The following is a 21,352-nucleotide window of genomic DNA, read 5'->3' as shown; positions in this document are numbered from 1 at the left end:
AGCTCACGCGAGCGGTCCCGGCTGGGAAGCCGGGACCGAGCGTGTGGTTCTCGATCGCGCCATGATCCCGGGGCGATGACCCTCAACATCCTCTCGATCCAGTCGCACGTCGCTTACGGGCACGTCGGCAACGCCTCCGCGGTGTTCACGATGCAGCGCCTCGGCGTCGAGGCGTGGCCGATCCACACGGTGCAGTTCTCCAACCACACGGGCTACGGCGAGTGGACCGGGCGCGTGTTCGACGGCCCGTTCGTGGACGAGCTGCTGGACGGGATCGAGGCGCGTGGCGTGCTGCCCAGCTGCGGCGGCGTGTTGTCGGGGTACATGGGCTCGGCCGACGTCGGGACCGCGATCCTGTCGGCCGTCGACCGCGTGCGCGCTGCCAACCCGGAGGCGACGTACTGCTGCGATCCGGTGATCGGCGACGTCGGCCGCGGCGTCTTCGTGCGGCCGGGGATCCCGGAGCTGATCCGCGACCAGGCCGTGCCGAAGGCCGATGTCGTGACGCCCAACCACTTCGAGCTCGACTACCTCTCGGGGATCGAGAGCCGGACGGCGAGCGACCTCGCGCGGGCGATCGCGGCGATCCACGCTTTGGGCCCACGCACCGTGCTGGTCACCTCCGTCCATTTGGAGGACACACCAGAGGACGCCGTGGACCTCGTCGTCGGCGAGGGCGGCCGGATGTGGCGGGTGCGCACGCCGCGCCTGGACCTGTCGCTCAACGGCGCAGGCGACGCGATCGCCGCGCTCTTCTACGTCCACCGCACGCGGACCGGGTCGGCGTCCGAGGCGCTCAGCCGCGCGGCGTCGGCGACCTACGCGGTGCTGGAGGCGACGGCGGCGGCAGGCTCACGCGAGCTGGTGCTGGTCGCCGCCCAGGACCAGCTCGTGGCGCCGTCGCGCGTCTTCGAGGCCGAGTCGCTCGACGTCTAGGACGGCTCGTCGCGCAGCGAGCCGATGCCGAGCGAGGGCGACGGCTCGGCGGCGACAGGCGCGGGCTCGGGCGGCGCATCGTCGGCGGGTGTCTCCTCGGCGGCCACCGGCTCCTCTGCCAAGGCCTCCAACATGCCCGCCGTCGGCACGAAGAACGTCGTCCCGGTCTTCGCGGTCGAGAAGTCCAACAGCTTGTCGTAGGCGCCGGGCGGCGCGCCGACGAACATCCGCCCCAACATCTGCTCGAGCACCCAGAGGCGCGCGGTGTAGCCGATGAAGTAGGTCCCGAACTCCCCAGCGCCCGGGCGGCCGAAGGGCATGTTGTCGCGCAAGATCGCCAGCTCGCCGCCGTCCGGGCCCTCGATCGTCGCCAGCGACTTGTGCGACAACTGCGGCGCGCCGTCATCGTCGATCTCGATGTTGTCGATCTTGGTCCGACCCATGATCGCCTCCTGGGCCTCGGTCGACAGCGCCGCCCAGCCGGCCATGTCGTGGACGTACTTCTGCACGACGACGTAGCTGCCGCCCGCGAAGTCCGGATCGTCGTCCTCGGAGATCAGCGCCGCGTCGGGCAGCTCGGCGCCGGTCGGGTTGGCGGTGCCGTCGACGAAGCCGAGCAGGTCGCGCGCGTCGAAGTAGCGGAAGCCGACGGTCTCGTCCTGCACGCGCGCCGCATCGCCGATCAGATCCAGCAGCTGGCGCTCCAGCTCGAAGGTCATGTCCTCGCGCTCGGCGCGCAGGTGGAACAGCAGGTCGCCGGGCGTCGACGGCGCGCGGTGCTTCGGGCCGCGGATCTCGGCGAACGGCCGCAGGTCGATCGGCCGCGCGCCGGGCGACAGCCGATCCCACAACGCCGCCCCGATCCCGACGACGCACGACAGCCGCCCGTTCAGGTCGCGGAACCCCACGTTCTTGACCAGGTCGCTGATGGAGCCGAGGACCTCGCGCACCTGCGCCAGCGCCGCATCGTCGTCACCGACCGACAACACCAAGAAGACCGCCGCGCGCGAGAGCGGCGCATCCACGCTCTGCGCGTCGATTGGAACGCGATCCCAGGAACTGTTGTCCATGGCCTCGATCCTACGCACCTCCTAGGCCGGCGCCATGCGCTCGGCCTCCAGCCGCGCCAGGTAGGGCGCCAGCCAGCGTGAGGCGATCTTCGTCGGCGGCCACCAGAGCGGCTGCGGTGAGAACGTCGAGCTGCCGTCGGGATCGGCCAGCTCGGCGCGCAGGAAGCGCGGGCCGTGCTCGGTCAGCAGCACGCCGCGCAGGACGAGCCCGCCGGGGTCGGCGCGGGCCGTGCCGCCGGCGCGGCGGGCCATGTCGACCACGACCGCCTCGGCCTGCTGGGCGGCCAAGCCGCCCTGCTTGACCGGGAACGTTCCAGCGTCGCCCGCGACGTGTACGTCCGGAACGCCGATCACCCGCCCGCGGGCGTCCGACGGGATGAACCCGTGCGCGTCGCACGGCAGGCCCGCGATCCGCGGCCCCGCGAGCAGCGGCAGGCTGACGATGCGGTCGGCCTCGACCCACGCGCCGTCGGCGCGCAGCGCGGTCGAGGACACGACGTCGGGCACGACGCCGCAGCGCACCGCGACGCCCGCGGCGTCGAGCACCTCAGCGACCTCGCGTGAAGCCTCGGCGCCGAAGACCGCCAGCGGCATGTGCTCGGGCGTGAGCAGCGTGACGTGATGGTCCTCCGGGTGGTGGCGCCCGCCCCACGCGGCGGTCAGCAGCGCCAGCTCGTAGGCGGGCAGCGTCCAGGAGACGCCCTCGGGAACGACGATCGCGACGTGCGGCGCGAAGCCGCCGGCGAGGTCGTCCAAGGCCTCGTCGAACTCGTCGGGCGACAGCTCGCGATCGAAGGTCACGCCGGCCTCGAAGGCCGGGTAGGGCCGCGCGCCGGTCGCGACGATCAGCTCGTCGTAGCCGATCGCGCCGTGGTTCTGGGTGACGACCTCGTGGTCGCCCGGCCGGACCGCGACGACGCGATCGGCCAGCAGCCGGGCGCCGAGGTCAGCGCACACGTCGACGAGGTGATGGCGCCGCGGGTGACCGAGCCCGAACGACTCGCCGACCAGCAGCGGGCGGTACAGGAAGTCCTCGCCGTCGGCGATCAGGACCGGCTCGACGCGGCCGGGCGCGAGGTCGCGCAGGGCGATCAACGCCTCCAGCGCGGCGACCCCGCCACCGACGATGACCACGCGAAGCGGATCGTGGCGATGCTCGAACATCATCATGTCGCCAGCGTCCCACCGCACGGGGCCCGCGCCATCGGGTCGCTCCCGCGTACCGCCTCCGTAGTTCGCCCCGCCGCCGGTGCTGGGCGGAGCTAGCCCTTCGGGACGAAGGCGAGCACGCGGCTCGGCGAGCCGGTGCCAGCGACGAGCTTCAGCGGCGCGACGACGATGAGCGCGCCGCGGGCCGGGAGGCGCTCGACGTTGGCCAGCTGGGTCAACCCGTAGCGGTTGGCGCCGAGCAGGAAGTGGTGGACGGGGAAGCCGGGGTCAAAGCCGCCCGCGGCACCGGCGTCGATGCCGACGGTCTCCACGCCAAACCCAACCACATTGGGATGCTCGGCCAGCCACTTGGAGGCGGCGACGTCCGGGCCGGGCGTGACCGGGCCCTCGGGACCGGCGTTGAGGAACGCGGCCTCGTCGTCGGCGCGGGCGCCCCAGCCGGTGCGCAGGATCACCCAGGTGCCGGGGTCCAGCGGGCCGTGCTGCGCCTCATGCGCCTCGAGGTGCTCGACGGTCAGCAGGTCGCCGGGATCGGCCGCCACCGCGCCGCTGCGGTCGATCACCGCGATCGGACCGACCAAGCGCCCGGGCGCGACCGAGGCGACGTCCTCCCCGCCCTGACCGGTGACCCAGTGCACGGGCGCGTCGAAGTGCGTGCCGGTGTGCTCGCCGAGCGTGAGGACGTCCCACGCCCAGGCGGGGCCGTCGGCGTCGTAGCGGCTCAGGCGCTCGCGCGACAGGTGCGGGGTGTTGGCGAACGGCTCGGGGAGCACGAGCACCGGCGTGCTCTCGCTCAGCGGCTGGGTGAGGTCGACGACCTCGACCGAGCCGTCGGCGAGCGCGGACAGGAGATCGGTAACGGCGGCGGGCATGGCGGTGTGGGCTCCTTGAATCGGTGGGACTAGCCGGCGCGGAAGGCCTCTTCGAGCCACTCGGCGCAGATGGTGGGGTCGACCTTGGCGTCGACGACGAGCGGGCCGGCGTCGGCGTCGGCGTTTGCCAGCCACGCGCGCAGCGGCGCGTCGAGATCGGCGACCGCGCGGACCGTGATCGCCTGCGCGCCCGCGGCGCGCGCGATCGCTGCCAGGTCGGCGTCCGGGAACTGCGCGGACGCGACGTCGTGGCCGAGCGGCGCGAAGTGGTGGACCTCGGCGCCATAGGCGGCGTCGTCGTAGATCACGACGAGCAGGCGCAGCTTCAGGCGCGCGGCGGTCTCCAGCTCGGCGAGCGAGAGGAACGCGCCGCCGTCGCCGAGGACCGCGACCGTGGGACGGTCCGGCCGCGCGACCGCCGCGCCGATCCCGCAGCCCAAGCCGAGCCCGACCGCCTGGAAGGCGTTGGCGAACACCCACGCGCGCGCGTCGACCGGCGTCAGGTACATCGCCGGGTAGCCGGTGAAGTGCCCGGAGTCGACGGCGATCGCGACGTCGTCCGGCAGCGCATCGGCAAGCGCGATGCTGAGCGCGCGCGGGTCGATGTAGGTGTCGGATGAGGCGTCCTCGAACGGCTCGTCGCGCCAGCGGCGCGTGGCGATCTCTTGGGCGAGCTCGTCCGTCCGCGCGCCGGTCGACGGAGGAACGGCGTCGCGCAGCGCCCGCGCCGCTGCGGCAGCGTCGCCGACGACCGCGACGTCGGCCACGCGCATCGCGCCCGGATCAAGGTCGACCTGGATCACCTGCGCGTCCTCGGCGATCAGCGCGCCGTGCCGCGTCGTCCAGTGGTTAAGCGTCGCGCCGAAGGCGACGACCACGTCGGCCTGCGCGAGCAGCTCGGCGGCGAAGGGCGACGAGAACCCGCCGGAGATCCCCACGTTGAAGTCCAACCCGTTGAACAGCCCGTGCGCGACGGCGGAGGTGGCGAGCAGCGCGCCGACGTGCTCGCCCAGCGCTGCCAGCTCTTCGCGCGCGTCGGCCAGCACCGCTCCGCGCCCGGCGATGAGGACCGGGCGCGTCGCGCCCGCGAGCAGCGCCGCCGCTTGGGCGATCGCCTCCGCCGAAGGGACGGGCGCGGCCGGCAAAGCGACAGCGGGCGGCGACTCCCCCAGCGCTGGCTCCTCCGCAGGCGCCGCCTGCAAGTCGATCGGCAGCATCAGCACGACCGGGCGGCGCTCGACCGCTGCCCTCCGATACGCACGCGCGGCATCAGCAGCGGCCGACGCCGGCGAGTGCAGGCGCTCTGCGATCGCGCCGACCGACTCCACGAGGTCGTGCTGATCGATCCGGAAGTTCGAGTGGATCGCCGCGGCCGGCGTCTCCCCCGCGAGCACGACCAGCGGCGTCCGCGACTTGGCGGCCTCGCCGAGCGCGGTCAAGGTATTGGTCAACCCTGGGCCTTGGTGGACGGACGCGACGCCGACGCGTCCGGTCACCCGCGCCCAGCCGTCGGCCATCCCGACCGCGCCGCCCTCATGCCGCGCCGCGTGGAAGCGCGCGCCGCCACGCACCAGCGCGTTGGTCACCACGAGGTTGCCCGAGCCCATCAGCCCGAAGACGGCCTCGACGCCGAGGCGGGCCAGCGTGGTCCCGACGACGTCGGCGGCGGTCGTGGCGGGCATCGCGGGGAACCTATCGCCCCACCCAGCCGGGCGCGATGCGGGCGTCAGGCCGCCCGGCGCTCTGCCGCGTCCAGGTCCAGCACGACCTCCAGCGCTGCGACCGCCGCGGCGCTGAACTGCTGGCCGACCAGCGCCCGGCACTCGGCCAGCGCGTCGGCCGCGGTCCGGCTCGGCGAGTAGGGCCGCGCGCTGACCATCACGTCGAAGGCGTCGGCGGCCGCCAGCAGTGCGGCGCCCTCGCTCAGCTCCTCGCCACGCAGTCCCCGCGGGTAGCCGAGGCCGTTTGGTCGCTCGTGGTGGCTCAAGATCCAGTCGACCTGCTCGGCGCCGAGCATGTCCTCCACCATGCGCGCGCCCAGCTCGGCGTGCGGCTTGATCGCCTCGTGCTCGGCGGTGCTCAGGCGCGTGCGCTTCTGCAGGACCGCGTCCGGGATCGCGAGCTTGCCGACGTCGTGCAGCAGCGCCGCGTCGTGCAGGAGCGCCACGCGCTCCGGCGACCAGCCGCGCGCCTCCGCCAGCCGCGCCGACAGCTCCGCGACGCGCTCGGAGTGCTCGCGCGTGGACAGGTCCCGCGCGTCGATCGCCCGCGCCATCGCGCGCAGGCCCGACAGCGCCTGAGCGCGCTGGAGCGCATCAATCCGCTCGCCCGCCGACAGCTCCTGGACCGTCCCCGGGTCGTAGATCGACACGCGGTTGCGCCCGTTCTCCTTGGACCAGTACAACGCTCCGTCAGCCAGGCGCGCCAACGCCTCAGCGTCATCAGCGTGCACGGTGTCGCAGACCCCGACCGAGATCGACACGCGCGCGCCCTCGGCGACCGGCGCCAGCGCGATCGCGCGGCGCGCACGCTCCAGCGCCGCCGCGGCGGCGTCCGCATCCGATGCTGGCAGCACGACCGCGAACTCGTCGCCGCCGATCCGCGCCAGCACGTCCTCGACCCGCAGCTCGTCGCGCAGCAGCGCGGCGACGGCCGACAGCACCTGATCGCCTACGGCATGCCCGCAGGTGTCGTTGACCGCCTTGAAGTGATCGACGTCGACCAGCGCGACCGCGACCGGCACGCCGTGGCGACGGCTGCGCGACAGCTCGGTGCGCAGGTGCTCCTGGAAGCTGCGGTGGTTGGCCAGGCCGGTCAGCGGGTCGGTCGCCGCGTCGGCCGCGTGGCGGTCGGCATCACGCTGCGCGCCGTCGTGCATCGCGCCCAGCAGCGACCGGCCGCCGAGCAGCAGGCCACCGATGATCGAGAAGATCGGCAGCGCGATCGCCGCCTCGGCCAGCCCGCCCGCCGCGCCCTCGTGCGCGAAGACCGGAACGGCCCAGCCGATCGCGCACAGCGCGACGACCACGGTGGCCTGGCCGACCGTCAAGAAGCACGCCGCGAAGACGAGCACGAGGAAGACGTACAACCTGGTCGGTGACCCGATCCCGCCGCTGGCCTGTGTGAGCAGCGCGACGACGGCCGGCGCCACCAACGTGGACCCGGGCATCACCCAGCGCGGCACGCGCGGCCAGTCCAGGACGAACATCGCCGACAGGCCCCACAGGACCGCGCCGATCACCCACAGCACCGGCCACGGCCAGAACGGCACGTCGACCTGCGGCAGCAGCGGCAGCGTGATCGTCGCGGCGGCGGCGACCAGCCAGAACGATCCACCGACCGTCCCGGCCAACCGGAGCCGGTTGTCGGGGTCCTTGCGTAGATATGCGGCTAGTCGGTCGACGCCGAAGTCCATCGACCCATGTCATCGGCCGGACAACGCCTACCTTCACCCGCTGCCGAAGCGGCTCCCCCAGATGCGGTAACAAGATCGCCGCGTGCTGTCCGATTTGGTCTCCCTCGACAGGGGGATGCGTGTGGATACCCATCCCCTTCAGGAGGGATAAAGACCAGGAAACCGGTAGCCGACCATCCCGCTTGTGCCGCTGGATCGTCGTGCCCTGCTGTTCCTCCTCGCCGTGCCCCTGGTCGCCCTCGTCGTCGGTCTTCTGACGATCGGCGCGGATGCCAAGGAGCCCACCGCCGCCGCGTCCGCGGGCGCGTCGTGCACGCAGCACGCGCTCAAGTACACCGTCACCGACAGCGCCGCGGAGTTCAACCGCCAGAAGGCCTTCGAGGCCACCGCCGCGGCGATCACCGAGCCCGGCTTCTACGCCGCCGCGCCGCCGTCCACGGCCACGCTCCACGCCGCCTCCCACGGCAGCGTCGTCGTCTACTACCGGCCCGGCCTGAGCGCCGCGCAGCTCGCACCGCTGCACGCGCTGATGGACCGCGCCAGCGCGACCAAGGCCCCCGTGATCGTCGCCCCGCGCCGCCAGGCCGAGGCCGTGACCGCGCTGGTCCTCGGCACCCAGATCGACTGCTCTGCGGCTGATGCCGCGCAAATCGCCCGCGTCCGGGCCTTCGCCGCGACGTTCTACGCGTCGCTGAAGGCCTGAGGGACGAGGCCCTTCCCCACACGTCCCCCGGGACCCTCCAGGAGTACATGATGATGTTCAAGAAGTCCGCGCGTGCGCGGCTGCGCACGATCGCCTGTGCGGCGCTCGCGGGTGCAGGCCTGATGGCCGTCGCCGCACCCGCCGCCGAGGCCTCCCACCTCCAGGGTGGCTCGTTCACCCTGGCGACGACCGCCGACGGCCACCTCAAGGGCAACCTGACCTACCTCGTCCGCCAGGCGTGCGGGAGCATGGGCGTCGGCTCGCAGACGACCCTGCCGATCTCGATCACCAGCCCGACCAGCCAGTCGATCAACCTGAACGTCACGGGCATCGCGACCGTCTGCCGCACCAGCGAGTCCGTCTACGAGGGCCCGTTCGACATCAACCTCGCGACCGCGTTCTCCGGCGGCGCGCCCGACGGCAACTACACCGTCCGCTGGAGCGGCAACGCGCGCGTCGGCGGCATCGTCAACGCCGGCACCACCACCGGCAACGTCACGCTGAAGGCCCAGGTCCACAAGGTCACCGGCCAGGCGACGAGCGCCCCGGTGCTCGGCTCCAACGCCGCGACCGGCATCTCGGTCGTCCGCCAGAACCCGCAGAACCTCAACGCCTCCGACCCCGACGGCGGCACGCTGACCTACCAGACCGCGCTGGTCGCGCCGCCCAACGGCTCCAACGCGCTGACCGACCCGGACGGGGCGACGACCGACATCGTCGACATCGACGCCAACGGCATCATGTCGATCCCGAACGCCTCGTCGTTCGCGCCCAACTCGTTCTACATCTACAAGCTGCGGGTCACCGACAGCCAGGGCGACTACGCCGACCGCGACGTCCTCATGACCGTCGCCCCCGCCGGCCAGGCCCCGCCGAACATCAACGGCCTCAACACCAACTACACGGTCAAGCCCGGCGAGACCAAGGTCATCACCTTCAACGCGGACGACTCGTCCACGAGCCCCAACAACGTCACGATCTCCACCGCCGGCCTGCCGTCGTGGGCGACCGTGAGCCAGACCACGGGCAACCCGGCCACCGCGACGCTGACGCTGTCGCCGCCGGCCAACCTCCAGCCGGGCACGTTCGGCATCAACGTCGACGCGACCACGGTGGCACAGCCGCCGCTGACGTCGACCCAGACGCTGAAGATCAACGTCGGTGAGGACGCGCCGTCGACGACGACTCCGCCGTCGACCACGACGCCGCCCGTGACCACGACGACGCCCGCACCGGTCGTGCCGCTCATCCCGGCGGCCCCGACCTGCGACAAGGTCTACACCTTCGGCACGGTCAAGCTCGAGTCCTCGACCTGCTTCGCGGTCGAGAACGGCCTCGACGGCAAGCCCGCCCGCTGGGTCTCCACCGGCACGGTCAAGGTCAACAACCTGCCGGTCGCTCCCGGCAAGGCCGGCCAGCGCTTCGTCATCACGCTGCCGACCAAGGCCCAGCCGCGGCCGCGCGTGACCGACGACAACGCCATCATCAACCTGACCGCGTTCAACGTCTACGCGGGCAAGATCGACTGGCTGTTGCCGACCGGCACCGCCGACGACCTCAAGGTCGCGGGCTTCCAGTCCACGAAGGTCGCCGACGACGACGGCATCCGCACGCTCCAGACCCAGCCGGTGGCCTCCGCCGCTTCGCTGATGGGCCTCAAGCTGCGCGGCAACCTGGCCATCAAGGTCGGCAAGACCGACGACGACAGCTACTTCACGACGCTGCCGCTGACGCTCGAGATGCCGTCGACCTTCCGGTCGGGCCCAGACGTCAACGCCGGCGGCGTGACCGCCAACGCCTCGCTGAAGATCGACGAGAAGGGCACGCACTTCGACGGCCTGCGCCTGATCGTCAAGCAGGTCTGGATGGGCAAGCTGAAGGTCGAAGAGGCCTGCATCTCCTACATCCCGGCCGGCGGCCAGTCCGGCGAGCCCTGCGAGGCTCCTGAGCTGGACGGCAAGCCGTACATCACCTGCAACAGCGACAGCAACGCCAACCGCTGGGACGGCAACGCGGTCATCATCCTGCCGACCAAGTCCGAGACCAAGCTCGCCGCGTTCGGCGGCGTGTCCAACGGCTCGATCTCCAAGCTCGGCGGCTACGTCGACAACCTCGGCACCACGGTGCCGATCGCCCAGGGCGTGTATCTGAACCGCGTCGGGGTCGGCCTGTGCCTCAACCCGCCGCCGTTCAAGCTGCGCGGTGACGTCGGCGTGTCGGTCTTCCCCGCCGGCAAGGAGAACCTGGTCGGGATCAACGGCTACTTCCTCTACACCGACGCGTTCAACGGCCGCCCCTGGTCGCTGGAGCTCGGCGGCTCGGTCGTCGTCCTGGACAAGGTCATCGGCTCCGGCGCCATCACGCTGCGCCCGACCGGCGCGATCGACTTCGAGGTCGACTCGTCGCTGAGCCTGCTCGGCGTGGTCAGCGTCAACGGCCACCTCGAGGGCTGGTTGGAGACCCCGACCAAGAAGTTCAACATCGAGGGCTACGGCCGTGCCTGCCTGACCGCCATCTGCGCGAAGGCCGACGCGATCGCGTCGTCCACGGGCATCGGCGGCTGCGCCACCCTGGCGACCATCGTGTACTACTACCCCGTTCGCGCGTCGAACTGGAAGTGGTACGCCCCGTGGCGCATCAACTGGATCCGCGGCGAGATCAACGTCCGCTCCGGCTTCGGCTACCGCTGGAAGTCCGGCTCGGTCAACATGCTGGGATCCTCCTGCGACTTCGGTCCTTACCGCGCCCAGCGCACCGCCGGCCTCGCCGCCGCCGGTGACAAGACCCTCAACATCGCCAAGGGCACGCCCGCCATCGCGCTGCAGCTGCAGGGTGCCGGCGACGTCCCGCCGACGGCGACGCTGAAGGGCCCGGACGGCACGGAGTACGCGCTGCCCGCCGGCGAGCAGGGCAAGAAGTTCGACAACGGCTCCATGATCATCAAGAACCCGACGACGGGCTCGACCGAGGTCATGCTGATCCAGCCGGCCGGCGGCAAGTGGACGATCTCCACGCCGGACGGCACCCCGAAGGTCACCGCGGTCCTGACCTCGGCCTACGAGCCGGCCGCGACGGTCACCGGTTCGGTGCACGCCGTCAGCGGTGGCGCGATGCGCCTCGGCACGGCCTACACCTTGCCGGAGGGCGCGACGCTGTCCTTCGTCGAGAAGGGCAACGGCGTGCAGAAGACGATCAAGGCCAACGTCAAGGGCACGCAGTGCCCGGGCGCGAAGCAGAGCCCCGACGGCCGCACGGTCCTGTGCAACACGGTGGACTTCCAGCCGTCCACGGGCCCGGGTGGCAAGCGCGAGATCATCGCCGTGGTCGAGCGTGACGGCCTGCCGCTGTCGCGCAAGACGGTGGCGACGTTCACGGCCGCCAAGCAGAAGGCCCCGGCCACGCCCAAGCGCCTGCGGATGGTCCGCTTCGCGAAGTGGGTCGTCGCCGCCTGGAACAAGAACGGCGCCGACCAGTACAGCGTGTCGGTGACCACGGCCAGCGGCCAGAAGTACGGCCGTCTGATCTCGGGCAAGTGCGGCTCGATCGCCCTGCCGATCTCGGGCGGCGAGGCCGTGAAGGTGTCGGTCGCCGGCGTCCGTGAGGACCTCACGGTCGGCAAGCGCAACCACGGCGCGCTGAAGACCGCGCAGAAGCGCTCGGGCGCGACCCCGACGCTCCCGCGCAAGCAGTGGGTGAAGAAGACGGCCTGCCGCTAGGCGCCCGTCTCAACACCTAGGAGAAGGACCACGGGGCCCCGACGCACACGCGTCGGGGCCCCGCGTCTTTCCCGCAGGCCTTCCGCTAGGCCTTGATCTTCTTCTTGGGCACGACCTTGAACGCCCCGCGCATGAACGGGTGCACGCGGCAGAAGTAGGTGTACGTGCCGGGCCCGAGCGTCTTGGGCGTCTTCCACTCCGTGGTGCCGACGCAGCCGGTCTGGATCACGCGCGTCAGGCCGGTCGGGCCGCCGTCAGCGCACTTGGACTTGTCGGCCGGGATGTCGACCGCCGCGGTGGACGGCGTCGAGAGGTCGCCGCCGCCGCTCAGGCTCTGGGTGTTGATCGTCGGGCCGAAGCCGAGCTCGCCGGAGTCGAAGAGGCCCCTGCCGTCGGCCAGCGGGAAGCCGATCCCCGAGCCCTTGTCACACGGCGCCTTGCACGCGGTGATCGTGTGGAAGCGCACGGTCGTCGGCTTGTCCTCGTTGACGAACGTCAGCTGCTGGCCCTGGATCACCTGCGGCGGGGCACCCCGCTTGCCCGGGTAGGTCAGGTCGCCCGGCTGGTAGGTGAAGTTCTTGATGACGACCTTGGTCTTGAACGGACCGGCGCGCATCGTGCGCGCGTCGTTGTAGGCCGGGTTGCGCTTGCGCACGCTCGCCGGGTCCTTGTTCTCGGGCAGGCGGCCGTGCGTGAGGAAGTCGGTCTGGTCGGGCGTGGTCACGAACGGGTCCACCCCGCCCTCGGGCCCGTTGGTGATCCCGACCGGCATGATCCCCATCACCTCGTACCACGAGGCCTTGCTCGTGTCGTACGTGGCGTTGGTGGACAAGATGTCGCCCTTCTTGATGGCGACCCGCCAGTTCGGATCCGTCGCGCTCATCGCCACGTCCCACGAGGTCGCGCCCGACGGCTCGTAGTAGTTGGCCCGCGAGCGGAAGAGCCGGACGGTCTTGCCGTTGCGCGTCAGGTCCAGGTCGGTCCACAGGCCGCCCGGGTGCAGGTGACCGAAGGCCGACACGAGCGTCGCGTCGCGATCGGCGACCCAGACGTTGCGCGGGTTGTTGGGGCGGTCGGGGTACGGGTTCTTGGCGTCGTCGGGGAAGGTGAAGCGGTTCTTGGTCCCCGAGCCCTTGATCGCGTTGAACACCGGGTAGGGCTTGACGCCCTCGACGTCCATCCACTGGGTCTTGATCTCGTGGATGCCCGCCGCCTCCGGCGCGGTGTCCGGGATGAAGTACATCGTGTAGGTCAGGTAGACCTCGTGGTCCTGGGCGACGAGGTCGTGGATCATGTGGTTGACGATCCAGACCTGCTTGGTCGTGTAGCGCCAGCCGTAGCCCGCAGGCGCGTTGAAGTTCGTCTTCTCCTCGCCGGCTGCGAACGTCGGCTGCAGGTCGACGAGCCAGACCGCGTGGTGCAGGTGGACCTCGGTGACCGGCGGGTTCTTGCCGGTCTTGGCGTCGATCAACCCGGGCCGGAAGCCGACGATCCACCCGTTGACGGCCGGCCGCTCCTTCTGAACATCGATGTCGATGATGTTCTGGCCCGGCTTGATCTTCATCGGGCCGAACTTGTACTTCAGCACCTGCGCCCCGGCGGGCACCCCGGGATCGCGGACCGGGATCTTCATGTTGGTCGCCGAGCGCTTGAACGCGGACGTGTGGGCGTCCGCCTTCTGCTCGGCGCCGATCCGGCTGGCCTGAGCGGCGGTGGGCAAGGCGACGATGGCGCACAGCGCCACGACGAACGCCAGCGGCTTGGCCGGCAACGACGACAACATGGGACGGACCTCTCCTCCTGGGGACACGCGCGCGCGGGCGTCTCCTCTACGCGTCGCGCGGGCGGACCGTAGCACCCTGTTGACCGGCCGGTCAACAGGGTGGCGGAGTGCTGGCAGAGCGCCAGCCTTACGGCGTCACGGTCACCGGCAGCCGGACGATGCCGTCGTACAGGTAGCCGTCGCGGTTAAACGGCACGTGATCGGGCTGCTGATGGCCGCTGCGGTCGGTGGCCTGCGCGAGCAGCGCCGTCGGGCCGGTCGTCGTCGGCGTCCAGTCCACGGTCCAGCGCAGCCAGCCGTTCTCCAGGTTGGGGCCGTGGGTGGGCGCACCGGTCCAGGTCGCGCCGCCGTCGGTCGACACGCGCACCGAGCGCGGCCGGCTGGTGCCCGACCACGAGCGCCCGCGCAGCTGGACCGGGACGCCGGCCTTGAACGTCCGGCCGGGCGCGACCTCGAACGCGCTCTTGAGCGGCTGGGTGGTCAGCGGCGGCTGGTCGGCGGGATAGGTCGGCCCGACGAGCCGGTACTGCGTGGTGTTCCACGGCGAGAACAGCGCGTGGTTGGCGACCTCGATCGCCCCGACCCACTTGATGTTGGCGATGCCGACGTAGCCAGGGACGATCACCCGCGCCGGAGCGCCGTGGTCGAACGGCAGGTCGCGGCCGTTCATCTCCAGCGCGATCAGTGTGTCGTCCAGGGCCTTGGCGATCGGGATCGGCCGGCGCACGTGCCCCTGGTCGGTGCCGTCCGCGGCCAGCACGGTGCTGTCCAGACCCTCGGGCATCACGTCCACCGCGTCGGGGCGTAAGCCGGCGCGCTCCAGGACCTCGCGCAGCGACACGCCGGTCCACTGCGCGACGCCGATCGCGCCCAGGCCCCACGTCGTCCCGGGCGCGGCCTTGCCCTCCTGGGAGCCGAAGTACGAACGGGCATTGCCCGCGCACTCCACGAACACCGTGCGCGTCTCGCGCGGGAGCTTCTCCAGGTCCTTGAGCGAGAAGAGCTTGCCCTTGCCGCGCTCTGGGCGCCCGCGCAGGCCGGTGCCGAAGACCTCCAGCCGCCACGTCGCCGGGTTGACGAACGTCGTCGCCGTGTGGTTGCGGACGAAGAAGCGATCGACGGGCGTGAGGTAGTCGATGCCGGCCATCGACCCCCAGTTCATCTCCGCGTTGGTGCCGCGCGGGATCAGGGCGCCGCCGGGCAGGTCCTTGACGATGCCGGCGACCAGTGGCCCAGCCTGAGCGTTGGGGGCGCCGAAGCGCAGGCCGCCGGCCAACAGCGTGCCGGTGCCGACGGCGGCGAGCTTGAGGGCGTCACGACGAGAGAGACGACGGTCCATCACGTTAAAGTAACCATTCCCATTGCCTTAGTCTAGAACTGATCGGCAAGGCGAGCGCGGCGCACCGCCGAGCGATCGGCGAGAATGCGCGCCGTGCGCATCTCCGCCAAGGGCGACTACGCGGTTCGCGCGGCGATCGAGCTGGCGCTAGCCGGCGACGAGCCGCTGTCGGCGGACACGATCGCCGCCCGCCAAGCCATACCGACGTTCTTCATGAAGAAGATCCTCAACGACATGGCCCGCGCGGGCATCGTCCAGTCGCTGCGCGGACGCGACGGCGGCAACCGCCTCGCCCGGCCGGCGAAGGAGATCGCGGTCGCCGACATCCTGCGCGCGATCGAAGGCCCGCTCGCCGACGTCCACGGCACCGCGCCAGAGCGGCTCGACTACCCCAACAACGCCGAGCCGCTCCGCGAGGTCTGGTTCGCGCTGCGCGCCAACCTTCGCGGTGTGCTGGAGACCGTCACGCTGGATCAGCTGGCGACCGGTCGCCTACCCAAGCGCGTGGCCAACCTCGCGCAGCAGGACGACGCTCGGCTCCGGCGCTGAGCAAGGCGAGCGCACCGGCAGCGGCGCGACGGGCACGATGTCGCCGTCGCGCAGCTCCAGCCACGCCGCCTCGTCCGGGTCCAAACACGCCTCGGCCGCCGTCCCGTCATCGAGGGTCAGCCGCACGTCGACGCGTCGCGCGCGGCGGTGAAGGCGCTCGATCACGGCCTCGCGCTCCCCGCGTTCACGGGGATCGAGGATCATGACCGGCAGGAGCACCGGCGTCGTGATGGACATGATGGGGAAAATACTACAAACCCCATCCGAGATATAGGATTTACCCTGTGCCGTCCGTCACAGGTGCGTGGCGGCCCGCGCGGGGTTCGCCGCGCCGGAGTCGACGGCAGCCTGGCGGACGGCCTCGGCGACGGTCTCGTGCACCTGCGGGTCCAGGACGTCGGGGACGAGCTCGGACTCGACGGTGAGGCCGGCGAGCGCCCAGGCGGCGGCGCGCTTCATCTCCAAGTTGATCTTGGTCGCGCCGGCCAGGAGGGCGCCGCGGAAGATGCCGGGGTAGCCGAGGACGTTGTTGACGGAGGTGCCGTCGGCGGCGAAGGCGGCGCCGGCGGCCAGCGCGTCGTCGGGCTCGATCTCGGGGATCGGGTTCGTCAGCGCGAGGATGACCTGGCCGGGGCGCACCATCGCGGGCGTGATCAGGCCGGGGCGGCCGGAGGTCGCGACGACGACGTCGGCGGTCGCCATCACCTCGTCCAGCGTGCCGATCTCGATCCCGGCGGCGAGCGCCTGCTCCTGCGCGGCCGGGTTGGGATCGGTCGCGATCACGCGCTTGACGCCGGCGTCGTGGATCAGCGAGGCGATGCCGAAGCCCGCGGCACCAAGGCCGATCTGGCCGACGACAGCCGCGTCCAGCCGGATGTCGACCTGGCGGCAGGCGGCGATCGCCGCGCTGAACGTGACGACCGCGGTGCCGTGGACGTCGTCGTGCATCACCGGCTGGGGCAGCGCGTCGATGAGGCGGCGCTCGATCTCAAAGCAGTCCGGCGCCGAGATGTCCTCCAGGTGGATACCGCCGAAGCCCGGCGCGATCCGCACGACGGTCTCGACGAACTCGTCGGGGTCCTTGGTGTCGATCAGGATCGGCACCGCGCTGATGCCCACGAGCTGCGTGTAGAACATGGCCTTGCCTTCCATGACCGGCAGCGAGGCGAGCGGGCCGATGTCGCCGAGGCCGAGCACGCGCGTGCCGTTGGTGCAGATCGCGACGCTGCGCCCGAGCGACGTGAAGCGCGGCGCGATCGCCGGGAACTCCGCGATCGCCTCGCACACGCGCGCGACGCCCGGCGTGTAGACGTCGCGCATGTCCTGGTTGGTCTCGATCGGACGGCGGGCGACGACCTCCAGCTTGCCGCCGTCGTGGGCCAGGAACGCGCGATCGTGGAACCAGGCGACGCTCACGCCCTCCAGGTCGTTCAGACCCGCGGCCAGCTCGTCGGCGTGTCGCTTATCGCGCAGCTCGACCGTGATCTCGCGCAGCGCCTCGTGCTTGGCCACCGAGACCGTCTTGACGTCGCCGATCAGACCTCCGTGCTCGGCGATCCTCGTGGCGACCTTGGCCAGCTGGCCGGCCCGGTGCGGGATCCGGAGGCGGTACGTGCAGTCCATCGGCATAGGCCTACAAGTAGCACGCGCGTGGCCATGGTGCTCAGCGGGTGGGGCGTCGGAGGAGGATCGTGGTGGCGGCGAGGCCGAGGAGGGCGGCGAGCGCGAGGGCGCGGGCGAGCCAGTCGGGGCCGTTGTCGGCCGATGTGTCGGTGGCGCTGGAGCTGTCGGAGGTCGCCGCTTCGCCCGGGGCCTCGGCGACGTCGCGCGTCGTCCCCTCCCCTTCCCCGCCGGCGTTCTGCTTGGCCGCGCCGGCCTCGAGGACGGTCGTCGGCGCCGGGTGCTCGGACTCCGGCCCGCCGATCCAGCGCACGACGGTGCCGTCGGAGTAGGTCTGAAGCGCCTTCCAGGCCAGCGTTCCGGGCTGCTCGGGCAGGCCGGCGAGAAACGCGAGCTCGACGAAGCCGTCGCGTGGGAGGCGACCGGTCCAGACGATCCGGTCGACCGAGCCGTCGGCGGCGCTCACGAGCGTGCGCTTCCAGCCCGGCGTCACGTTGTAGGAGAACGGCAGGACGCCCGCCGGGACCTTCAGCTCGACCTTGGTCGTCTGCGCCTCGGTCTCGCCCGGGACCAAGACGGTGAACTTGGCCGAGTCGCCGGGCGCGGCGACCGTGGGCGTGATCTGGACGTGGGCCGCAGCGGGCGCCGCCGCCACGAGGGCGGCGGCGACGGCGGTCAGGACGGCGCGCCTCACGAGCGCACCGTGAACGTCAGCGTGAACGACTCCTTGTGGCCGTCGGCCGCGACGATGCTCGCCCGCGACGTGTACTTGCCGGCCTTCAGGCCCTTCTTGAGCGACACGAGCAGGCGGCTGATCTTGCGCGGGTCGCGCGCGCCGCTGCCGACCGAGACCTTCTTGCCGTTCGGGCCGGTGACCTTCAACGTGCCACTGCGCAGCGGGCCGCTGAACGTCAGCGACACCGACGACGGGGCCTTGCTGAGCTTGGCCTTGTTCTTCGGGCTCGAGAACGCCAACTCGACGTGCGCCAGCGCGGGCGCGGCGGTGGCGGCGACCGCGAGCGCGGTCACCGCCGCCGTGGTGGAGACGATGCGATTGCGGCGCATCAGGCCACCGTCGCCTTGGCCGGGATCGTGCCCTTGACCTTCTTGAGGGCCTTGGTCGTCGCCTTCGAGAGCTTCAGCGTCAGGAGCGCCGCGCCCTGGTCGTCAAGCTTGGCGGTGGCCTTGGCCAGCGTGGCCGACTTCAACCCCAAGGCCTTGACGATCGACGCGCTCGTGGTCAGCCGGACGGTCACCGCTCGCCCGGCCGGGCCGGTCGCCATCGCGGCCGCCGGGACCGACAACGACACCTTGCTCGCCGCCAGCGTGACGCGTAGCGGGCGCGGAGCCGGCGGGGTCACGATCGACGTCTTGGCGGCCGCCACCAGCGCGGCGTTGTCGGCGGTCAGCTTCGCGTTGGCCGATGCCAGCGCGCTCTTCTCGCCGGTCAGCGACGCGAGCTGCGTCGTCAGGTCGCCGACCTGCGTGGTAAACACGCCGATCTTGTCGTTCAACGGCGCGGTCGCGGCGTCGACGGCGTCGGCGACGACCGCCGAGGTCACGACCGACGCGGTGTCGGCGGGTCGGTAGGTGCCGCCGAGGCCGGTGCAGGCGTCGGTGAACTGCTGCACGGTGTCGCGGGTCGCGAGGTCGACGCCGGTGGCCGTCTTGACCGTGGGGATCCACTTCTCGGGCTCGTCGCCGAGGCCGGCCGACGCCTTCTGCCACGGGATGTAGTCGAAGAACGGGTCGTTGTCGGCGCGCTGCTGCCAGGCCCAGATCGTGTTGGGGTCGCGCAGCGCGGCGACGCCGGTGCAGGTCGCGTGCGGCTGGACGCCGGTCCACGCGGGCGCATAGGCGAGCTTGGCCAGCGCGCTCAGGCCGGTGCGGTAGGCCGACGGCAGGACCTTGGAGAGGTTGAGCATCCCGCGGCCCTCGCCACTGACGATGCCGGGGCCACGGTCCGGACCGATGCCGTTGGTCTCGCGGTAGGCCACCGTGTAGCCGTCGTTGGTGATGACGAACTGCGGCTGGTCGGACATCGCGGCCTGGTCGGCGGCGGGATCGCCGGTCGGGGTGACGTTCGCGCCGCCGGCCTGGCCGACGCTGGCGGAGGCCTCCGCGCCGACGCCGGTCAGTGCGCTGTCGTCGGGCACGAGCGCCGTCTTCGCCACCCCGGCCTGCGGGCCGGTGAAGGTGATGGCGTACGGGCCGCCGGCCGGGCCGGTCACGGCGACGCCGAGGTAGCCGATCGCCGGGTCGGACTGGAGCGCGGCCTCGACCTGCGCGGCGGGGGCGTCGTAGGCCACCGGCGATGCGGCCGCGGACGGCTTGAACGTCCCGCCGGTCGCGTTGGTCACCGTGATCGTCTGCTGGGCCGGCGTCTTGGCGACCTTGGCGATCGCGCTGTAGACGCTCGGGTGCGCCGCCGCGGTGGCGGGGAGCGCGAGGGCGGCCGCGGTGACGGCGGCGCTCGCGATCTTGATGGTCTTGCGGTTCATGGTGTTCTTCTCTTCCTGGGTTCAGCCGAGCCGGACGGCGCGGGAGGTCGAGCGCTCGGCTCGCTGGGAGGACGGGACGTAGACGACTTGGAAGCGACCGCGGGGGACGTGGCCGTTCTTGAAGCGGAACGCGAAGCGCCCGCCGGTGACGGCGCGCGACGCGGTGGTCGACGGAGAGCCGACGCGCAGCAGCAGCGCGCGGCCGGGGAGCTTCGGCGTGACGGCGCCGCTGAGCGTCACCGCCCCGCCCTTGGTCCGCTTGACGGCGACCGTGGTGCGCGAGCGCATGTCCACCGTCTCGGTCCCCGAGGAGATGCCGCCCGCGGTGGCGCGGACGCGCGTGGCCTCGGTCACGGTCGCCGCCAGCGCGAAGGCGCCGTCGGCGTCGGTGGTGACGTGCGAGGTGGTGGTCTTGCCGTGCGCGGTGCGGTCGATGGCGACGTCGACGCCCGCGCGCGCAGGGTTCACGCGGCCGGTGACCAGGATCCGGCCGGCGCCGGTGCGTGCCGTGGGCACGGAGAGGACGACCGCGGTGATCGGCGACGCGGGCGCGGTCGTCCCTCCCCCGCCGCCGGGCCCGGGGCCGCCGCCCGTCCCGGGGCCGTTGCCCCCGCCGCAGGCGCCGACCGTGTAGTCGGCGCCGCGGGCGGCGTCGTTGGGATCGGTGCCGCCGGGCGCATGGTCGACCCAGTCGGGCACGCCGGCCGTGATGCCGTCGTAGGTGACGACGAACGGCCGCGCGAGCACGCTGCCGGGGATCGCGCCGAGCGCGGCGGGAACGTCGATCGTCGCCGTGCCCGCACCGGTGGCGTGGACGACGGAGCCGGTGGTTGTGCCGAGGCTCGTGAACGCCCCGCCGCTGTAGGTCCCGTAGTCGTAGGACAACGTCCCGCCGCCGGGCGCGGCGCGCACCCGGACGTAGCGCGTGGCCCCGCCGAGGTCGAAGGCGAGCGCGTAGCCCGTCCCGTTGAGCTCGGCGTCGTCGTGCTCGGGCGCGAACAGCCCGGCGCGGACCTGGACGACCGCTTGCAAGCGCCCGGCGCCCTCGGTCAGCCAGGCCGACAGGACGTCGGTGCCCGAGTGGTGGCCGTCGCCGGAGGCGTCGGTGATCTGGGGTGCTCCGGTGCACGACGCGGTCGGCACGGGGCCGTCCGCTCCATAGGCGGAGCTGATGGTCGTCGCCAGCGACGCCGCGAAGAGCGCGGCGGCCGCGACGGCCACGGTCGAGGGTGCGCCCATGGCGCGCCTCCTTCCGAGATGTCATAGGAGATGTGATGGCGCCGAATGCATCAGCGCGCGCGGAGGCGCGGGCGACGAGGACGGCGAGCGAGGTGCGGGCGGTGCTGCGCTAAGCCACGGCAGGCGGCGGGCGCATCGCCAGCGCGAACGCGGCAGCGCGCCCGACGGGACGCACGTAGGCCGCGGGACGCGGGCGCACCGCGCGCAGGATCGCCCGGCGCGGACGCGGCATGGAACGCCGCTCGCGCAGGCGCTCGATCAGCCGCTCGCCCGGGAACGCCCCGGCGATCAGCGCCGCGACGAGGCCCAGCACCGGCACCACGCTGAGCGCGAACGTCGGCGAGACATCGGCGATCGCCAAGCCCACGCCGACCAGCGCGCATAGGAGCGCGAAGCGGGTCTGGCGAGGCGTCAGGCGGCGCATCGGCCGCGGACCCTA

At 72.0% G+C, this 21,352-nt stretch carries 18 protein-coding genes; 4 read left to right on the top strand and 14 right to left on the bottom strand.

The window, feature by feature from the left end; genetic code table 11:
* The first annotated feature begins 75 nt into the window (after positions 1 to 75).
* The gene (gene pdxY / locus ACT01A_RS24390) at positions 76 to 936 is read left to right on the top strand and encodes a pyridoxal kinase PdxY (RefSeq protein WP_445149708.1); all 861 of its coding nucleotides are present in this window, start codon (positions 76 to 78) and stop codon (positions 934 to 936) included.
* Here the strand turns inward: pdxY and ACT01A_RS24385 are convergent.
* From ACT01A_RS24385 to ACT01A_RS24365, 5 genes are all read right to left on the bottom strand, one after another.
* The gene (locus ACT01A_RS24385; protein WP_445149707.1) at positions 933 to 2,006 is read right to left on the bottom strand and encodes a Dyp-type peroxidase; all 1,074 of its coding nucleotides are present in this window, start codon (positions 2,004 to 2,006) and stop codon (positions 933 to 935) included. The two genes, pdxY and ACT01A_RS24385, sit on opposite strands and share 4 nt — an antisense overlap.
* A gap of 21 nt (positions 2,007 to 2,027) precedes the next feature.
* On the bottom strand, positions 2,028 to 3,176 hold the full coding sequence (locus ACT01A_RS24380; protein ID WP_445149706.1) for an FAD-dependent oxidoreductase: 1,149 nt from the start codon (positions 3,174 to 3,176) through the stop codon (positions 2,028 to 2,030).
* A 92-nt stretch (positions 3,177 to 3,268) separates the two neighbouring features.
* Complete coding sequence (locus ACT01A_RS24375) at positions 3,269 to 4,048, bottom strand: cyclase family protein (protein WP_445149705.1); 780 nt, start codon at positions 4,046 to 4,048, stop codon at positions 3,269 to 3,271.
* A 29-nt stretch (positions 4,049 to 4,077) separates the two neighbouring features.
* Positions 4,078 to 5,730 (bottom strand): thiamine pyrophosphate-binding protein, encoded by a 1,653-nt coding sequence (locus ACT01A_RS24370; protein ID WP_445149704.1) that lies wholly within the window; start codon positions 5,728 to 5,730, stop codon positions 4,078 to 4,080.
* Between the two features lie 44 nt (positions 5,731 to 5,774).
* A complete protein-coding gene (locus ACT01A_RS24365) occupies positions 5,775 to 7,463 on the bottom strand; it encodes a diguanylate cyclase (protein WP_445149703.1) in 1,689 nt (562 codons plus the stop codon).
* A gap of 184 nt (positions 7,464 to 7,647) precedes the next feature.
* Here ACT01A_RS24365 and ACT01A_RS24360 point away from each other — a divergent pair, with 184 nt between their 5' ends.
* Together ACT01A_RS24360 and ACT01A_RS24355 are read left to right on the top strand one after the other, a co-directional pair.
* Positions 7,648 to 8,166, top strand: a complete 519-nt coding sequence (locus ACT01A_RS24360; RefSeq protein WP_445149702.1) for a DUF3105 domain-containing protein — start codon at positions 7,648 to 7,650, stop codon at positions 8,164 to 8,166.
* Positions 8,167 to 8,213: 47 nt separating this feature from the next.
* Positions 8,214 to 11,882, top strand: a complete 3,669-nt coding sequence (locus ACT01A_RS24355; protein WP_445149701.1) for a hypothetical protein — start codon at positions 8,214 to 8,216, stop codon at positions 11,880 to 11,882.
* 85 nt (positions 11,883 to 11,967) lie between these two features.
* Here the strand turns inward: ACT01A_RS24355 and ACT01A_RS24350 are convergent, their stop codons facing one another.
* Both ACT01A_RS24350 and ACT01A_RS24345 read right to left on the bottom strand, forming a co-directional pair.
* Positions 11,968 to 13,665 (bottom strand): hypothetical protein, encoded by a 1,698-nt coding sequence (locus ACT01A_RS24350; protein WP_445149700.1) that lies wholly within the window; start codon positions 13,663 to 13,665, stop codon positions 11,968 to 11,970.
* A 127-nt stretch (positions 13,666 to 13,792) separates the two neighbouring features.
* Complete coding sequence (locus ACT01A_RS24345) at positions 13,793 to 15,004, bottom strand: sulfite oxidase (protein WP_445149699.1); 1,212 nt, start codon at positions 15,002 to 15,004, stop codon at positions 13,793 to 13,795.
* 84 nt (positions 15,005 to 15,088) lie between these two features.
* Between ACT01A_RS24345 and ACT01A_RS24340 the strand changes: the two genes are divergently transcribed.
* Positions 15,089 to 15,553: an RrF2 family transcriptional regulator gene (locus ACT01A_RS24340; RefSeq protein WP_445149698.1), complete on the top strand. Its 465-nt coding sequence runs from the start codon at positions 15,089 to 15,091 to the stop codon at positions 15,551 to 15,553.
* Here ACT01A_RS24340 and ACT01A_RS24335 read toward each other — a convergent pair.
* The 7 genes from ACT01A_RS24335 to ACT01A_RS24305 all read right to left on the bottom strand — a co-directional run bounded on the left by ACT01A_RS24335 (position 15,497) and on the right by ACT01A_RS24305 (position 21,337).
* The gene (locus ACT01A_RS24335) at positions 15,497 to 15,790 is read right to left on the bottom strand and encodes a hypothetical protein (protein ID WP_445149697.1); all 294 of its coding nucleotides are present in this window, start codon (positions 15,788 to 15,790) and stop codon (positions 15,497 to 15,499) included. The two genes, ACT01A_RS24340 and ACT01A_RS24335, sit on opposite strands and share 57 nt — an antisense overlap.
* Positions 15,791 to 15,847: 57 nt before the next feature.
* Positions 15,848 to 17,176 carry an NAD-dependent malic enzyme gene (locus ACT01A_RS24330; RefSeq protein WP_445149696.1) on the bottom strand — a complete coding sequence of 443 codons (1,329 nt, stop codon included), beginning with the start codon at positions 17,174 to 17,176 and terminating at the stop codon, positions 15,848 to 15,850.
* A gap of 40 nt (positions 17,177 to 17,216) precedes the next feature.
* Positions 17,217 to 17,867 (bottom strand): DUF1775 domain-containing protein, encoded by a 651-nt coding sequence (locus ACT01A_RS24325; RefSeq protein WP_445149695.1) that lies wholly within the window; start codon positions 17,865 to 17,867, stop codon positions 17,217 to 17,219.
* On the bottom strand, positions 17,864 to 18,238 hold the full coding sequence (locus tag ACT01A_RS24320; RefSeq protein ID WP_445149694.1) for a copper resistance CopC family protein: 375 nt from the start codon (positions 18,236 to 18,238) through the stop codon (positions 17,864 to 17,866). Before ACT01A_RS24320 ends, ACT01A_RS24325 begins: the two co-directional genes overlap by 4 nt.
* A complete protein-coding gene (locus tag ACT01A_RS24315) occupies positions 18,238 to 19,674 on the bottom strand; it encodes a hypothetical protein (protein WP_445149693.1) in 1,437 nt (478 codons plus the stop codon). The genes ACT01A_RS24320 and ACT01A_RS24315 overlap by 1 nt, the downstream gene beginning before the upstream one ends.
* A gap of 21 nt (positions 19,675 to 19,695) precedes the next feature.
* Positions 19,696 to 20,913 (bottom strand): hypothetical protein, encoded by a 1,218-nt coding sequence (locus tag ACT01A_RS24310; protein WP_445149692.1) that lies wholly within the window; start codon positions 20,911 to 20,913, stop codon positions 19,696 to 19,698.
* A gap of 109 nt (positions 20,914 to 21,022) precedes the next feature.
* On the bottom strand, positions 21,023 to 21,337 hold the full coding sequence (locus ACT01A_RS24305) for a hypothetical protein (protein WP_445149691.1): 315 nt from the start codon (positions 21,335 to 21,337) through the stop codon (positions 21,023 to 21,025).
* Between the last annotated feature and the right edge of the window lie 15 nt (positions 21,338 to 21,352).

The organism is Baekduia sp. Peel2402 (assembly GCF_052567285.1).
The sequence above is the reverse complement of the archived record's forward strand: the minus strand, read 5'-3'. Positions and strand labels throughout refer to the sequence as shown.

Bases quoted from the DNA above. Each gene is read 5' to 3' on its own strand.
- ACT01A_RS24355 (WP_445149701.1), top strand. From the start codon at position 8,214: ATGATGATGTTCAAGAAGTCCGCGCGTGCGCGGCTGCGCACGATCGCC.
- ACT01A_RS24345 (WP_445149699.1), bottom strand. From the start codon at position 15,004: ATGGACCGTCGTCTCTCTCGTCGTGACGCCCTCAAGCTCGCCGCCGTC.
- ACT01A_RS24305 (WP_445149691.1), bottom strand. From the start codon at position 21,337: ATGCGCCGCCTGACGCCTCGCCAGACCCGCTTCGCGCTCCTATGCGCG.
- ACT01A_RS24365 (WP_445149703.1), bottom strand. From the start codon at position 7,463: ATGGACTTCGGCGTCGACCGACTAGCCGCATATCTACGCAAGGACCCC.
- pdxY (WP_445149708.1), top strand. From the start codon at position 76: ATGACCCTCAACATCCTCTCGATCCAGTCGCACGTCGCTTACGGGCAC.
- ACT01A_RS24310 (WP_445149692.1), bottom strand. From the start codon at position 20,913: ATGGGCGCACCCTCGACCGTGGCCGTCGCGGCCGCCGCGCTCTTCGCG.
- ACT01A_RS24335 (WP_445149697.1), bottom strand. From the start codon at position 15,790: ATGTCCATCACGACGCCGGTGCTCCTGCCGGTCATGATCCTCGATCCC.
- ACT01A_RS24380 (WP_445149706.1), bottom strand. From the start codon at position 3,176: ATGATGATGTTCGAGCATCGCCACGATCCGCTTCGCGTGGTCATCGTC.
- ACT01A_RS24315 (WP_445149693.1), bottom strand. From the start codon at position 19,674: ATGAACCGCAAGACCATCAAGATCGCGAGCGCCGCCGTCACCGCGGCC.
- ACT01A_RS24350 (WP_445149700.1), bottom strand. From the start codon at position 13,665: ATGTTGTCGTCGTTGCCGGCCAAGCCGCTGGCGTTCGTCGTGGCGCTG.
- ACT01A_RS24370 (WP_445149704.1), bottom strand. From the start codon at position 5,730: ATGCCCGCCACGACCGCCGCCGACGTCGTCGGGACCACGCTGGCCCGC.
- ACT01A_RS24320 (WP_445149694.1), bottom strand. From the start codon at position 18,238: ATGCGCCGCAATCGCATCGTCTCCACCACGGCGGCGGTGACCGCGCTC.
- ACT01A_RS24340 (WP_445149698.1), top strand. From the start codon at position 15,089: ATGCGCGCCGTGCGCATCTCCGCCAAGGGCGACTACGCGGTTCGCGCG.
- ACT01A_RS24385 (WP_445149707.1), bottom strand. From the start codon at position 2,006: ATGGACAACAGTTCCTGGGATCGCGTTCCAATCGACGCGCAGAGCGTG.
- ACT01A_RS24330 (WP_445149696.1), bottom strand. From the start codon at position 17,176: ATGGACTGCACGTACCGCCTCCGGATCCCGCACCGGGCCGGCCAGCTG.
- ACT01A_RS24375 (WP_445149705.1), bottom strand. From the start codon at position 4,048: ATGCCCGCCGCCGTTACCGATCTCCTGTCCGCGCTCGCCGACGGCTCG.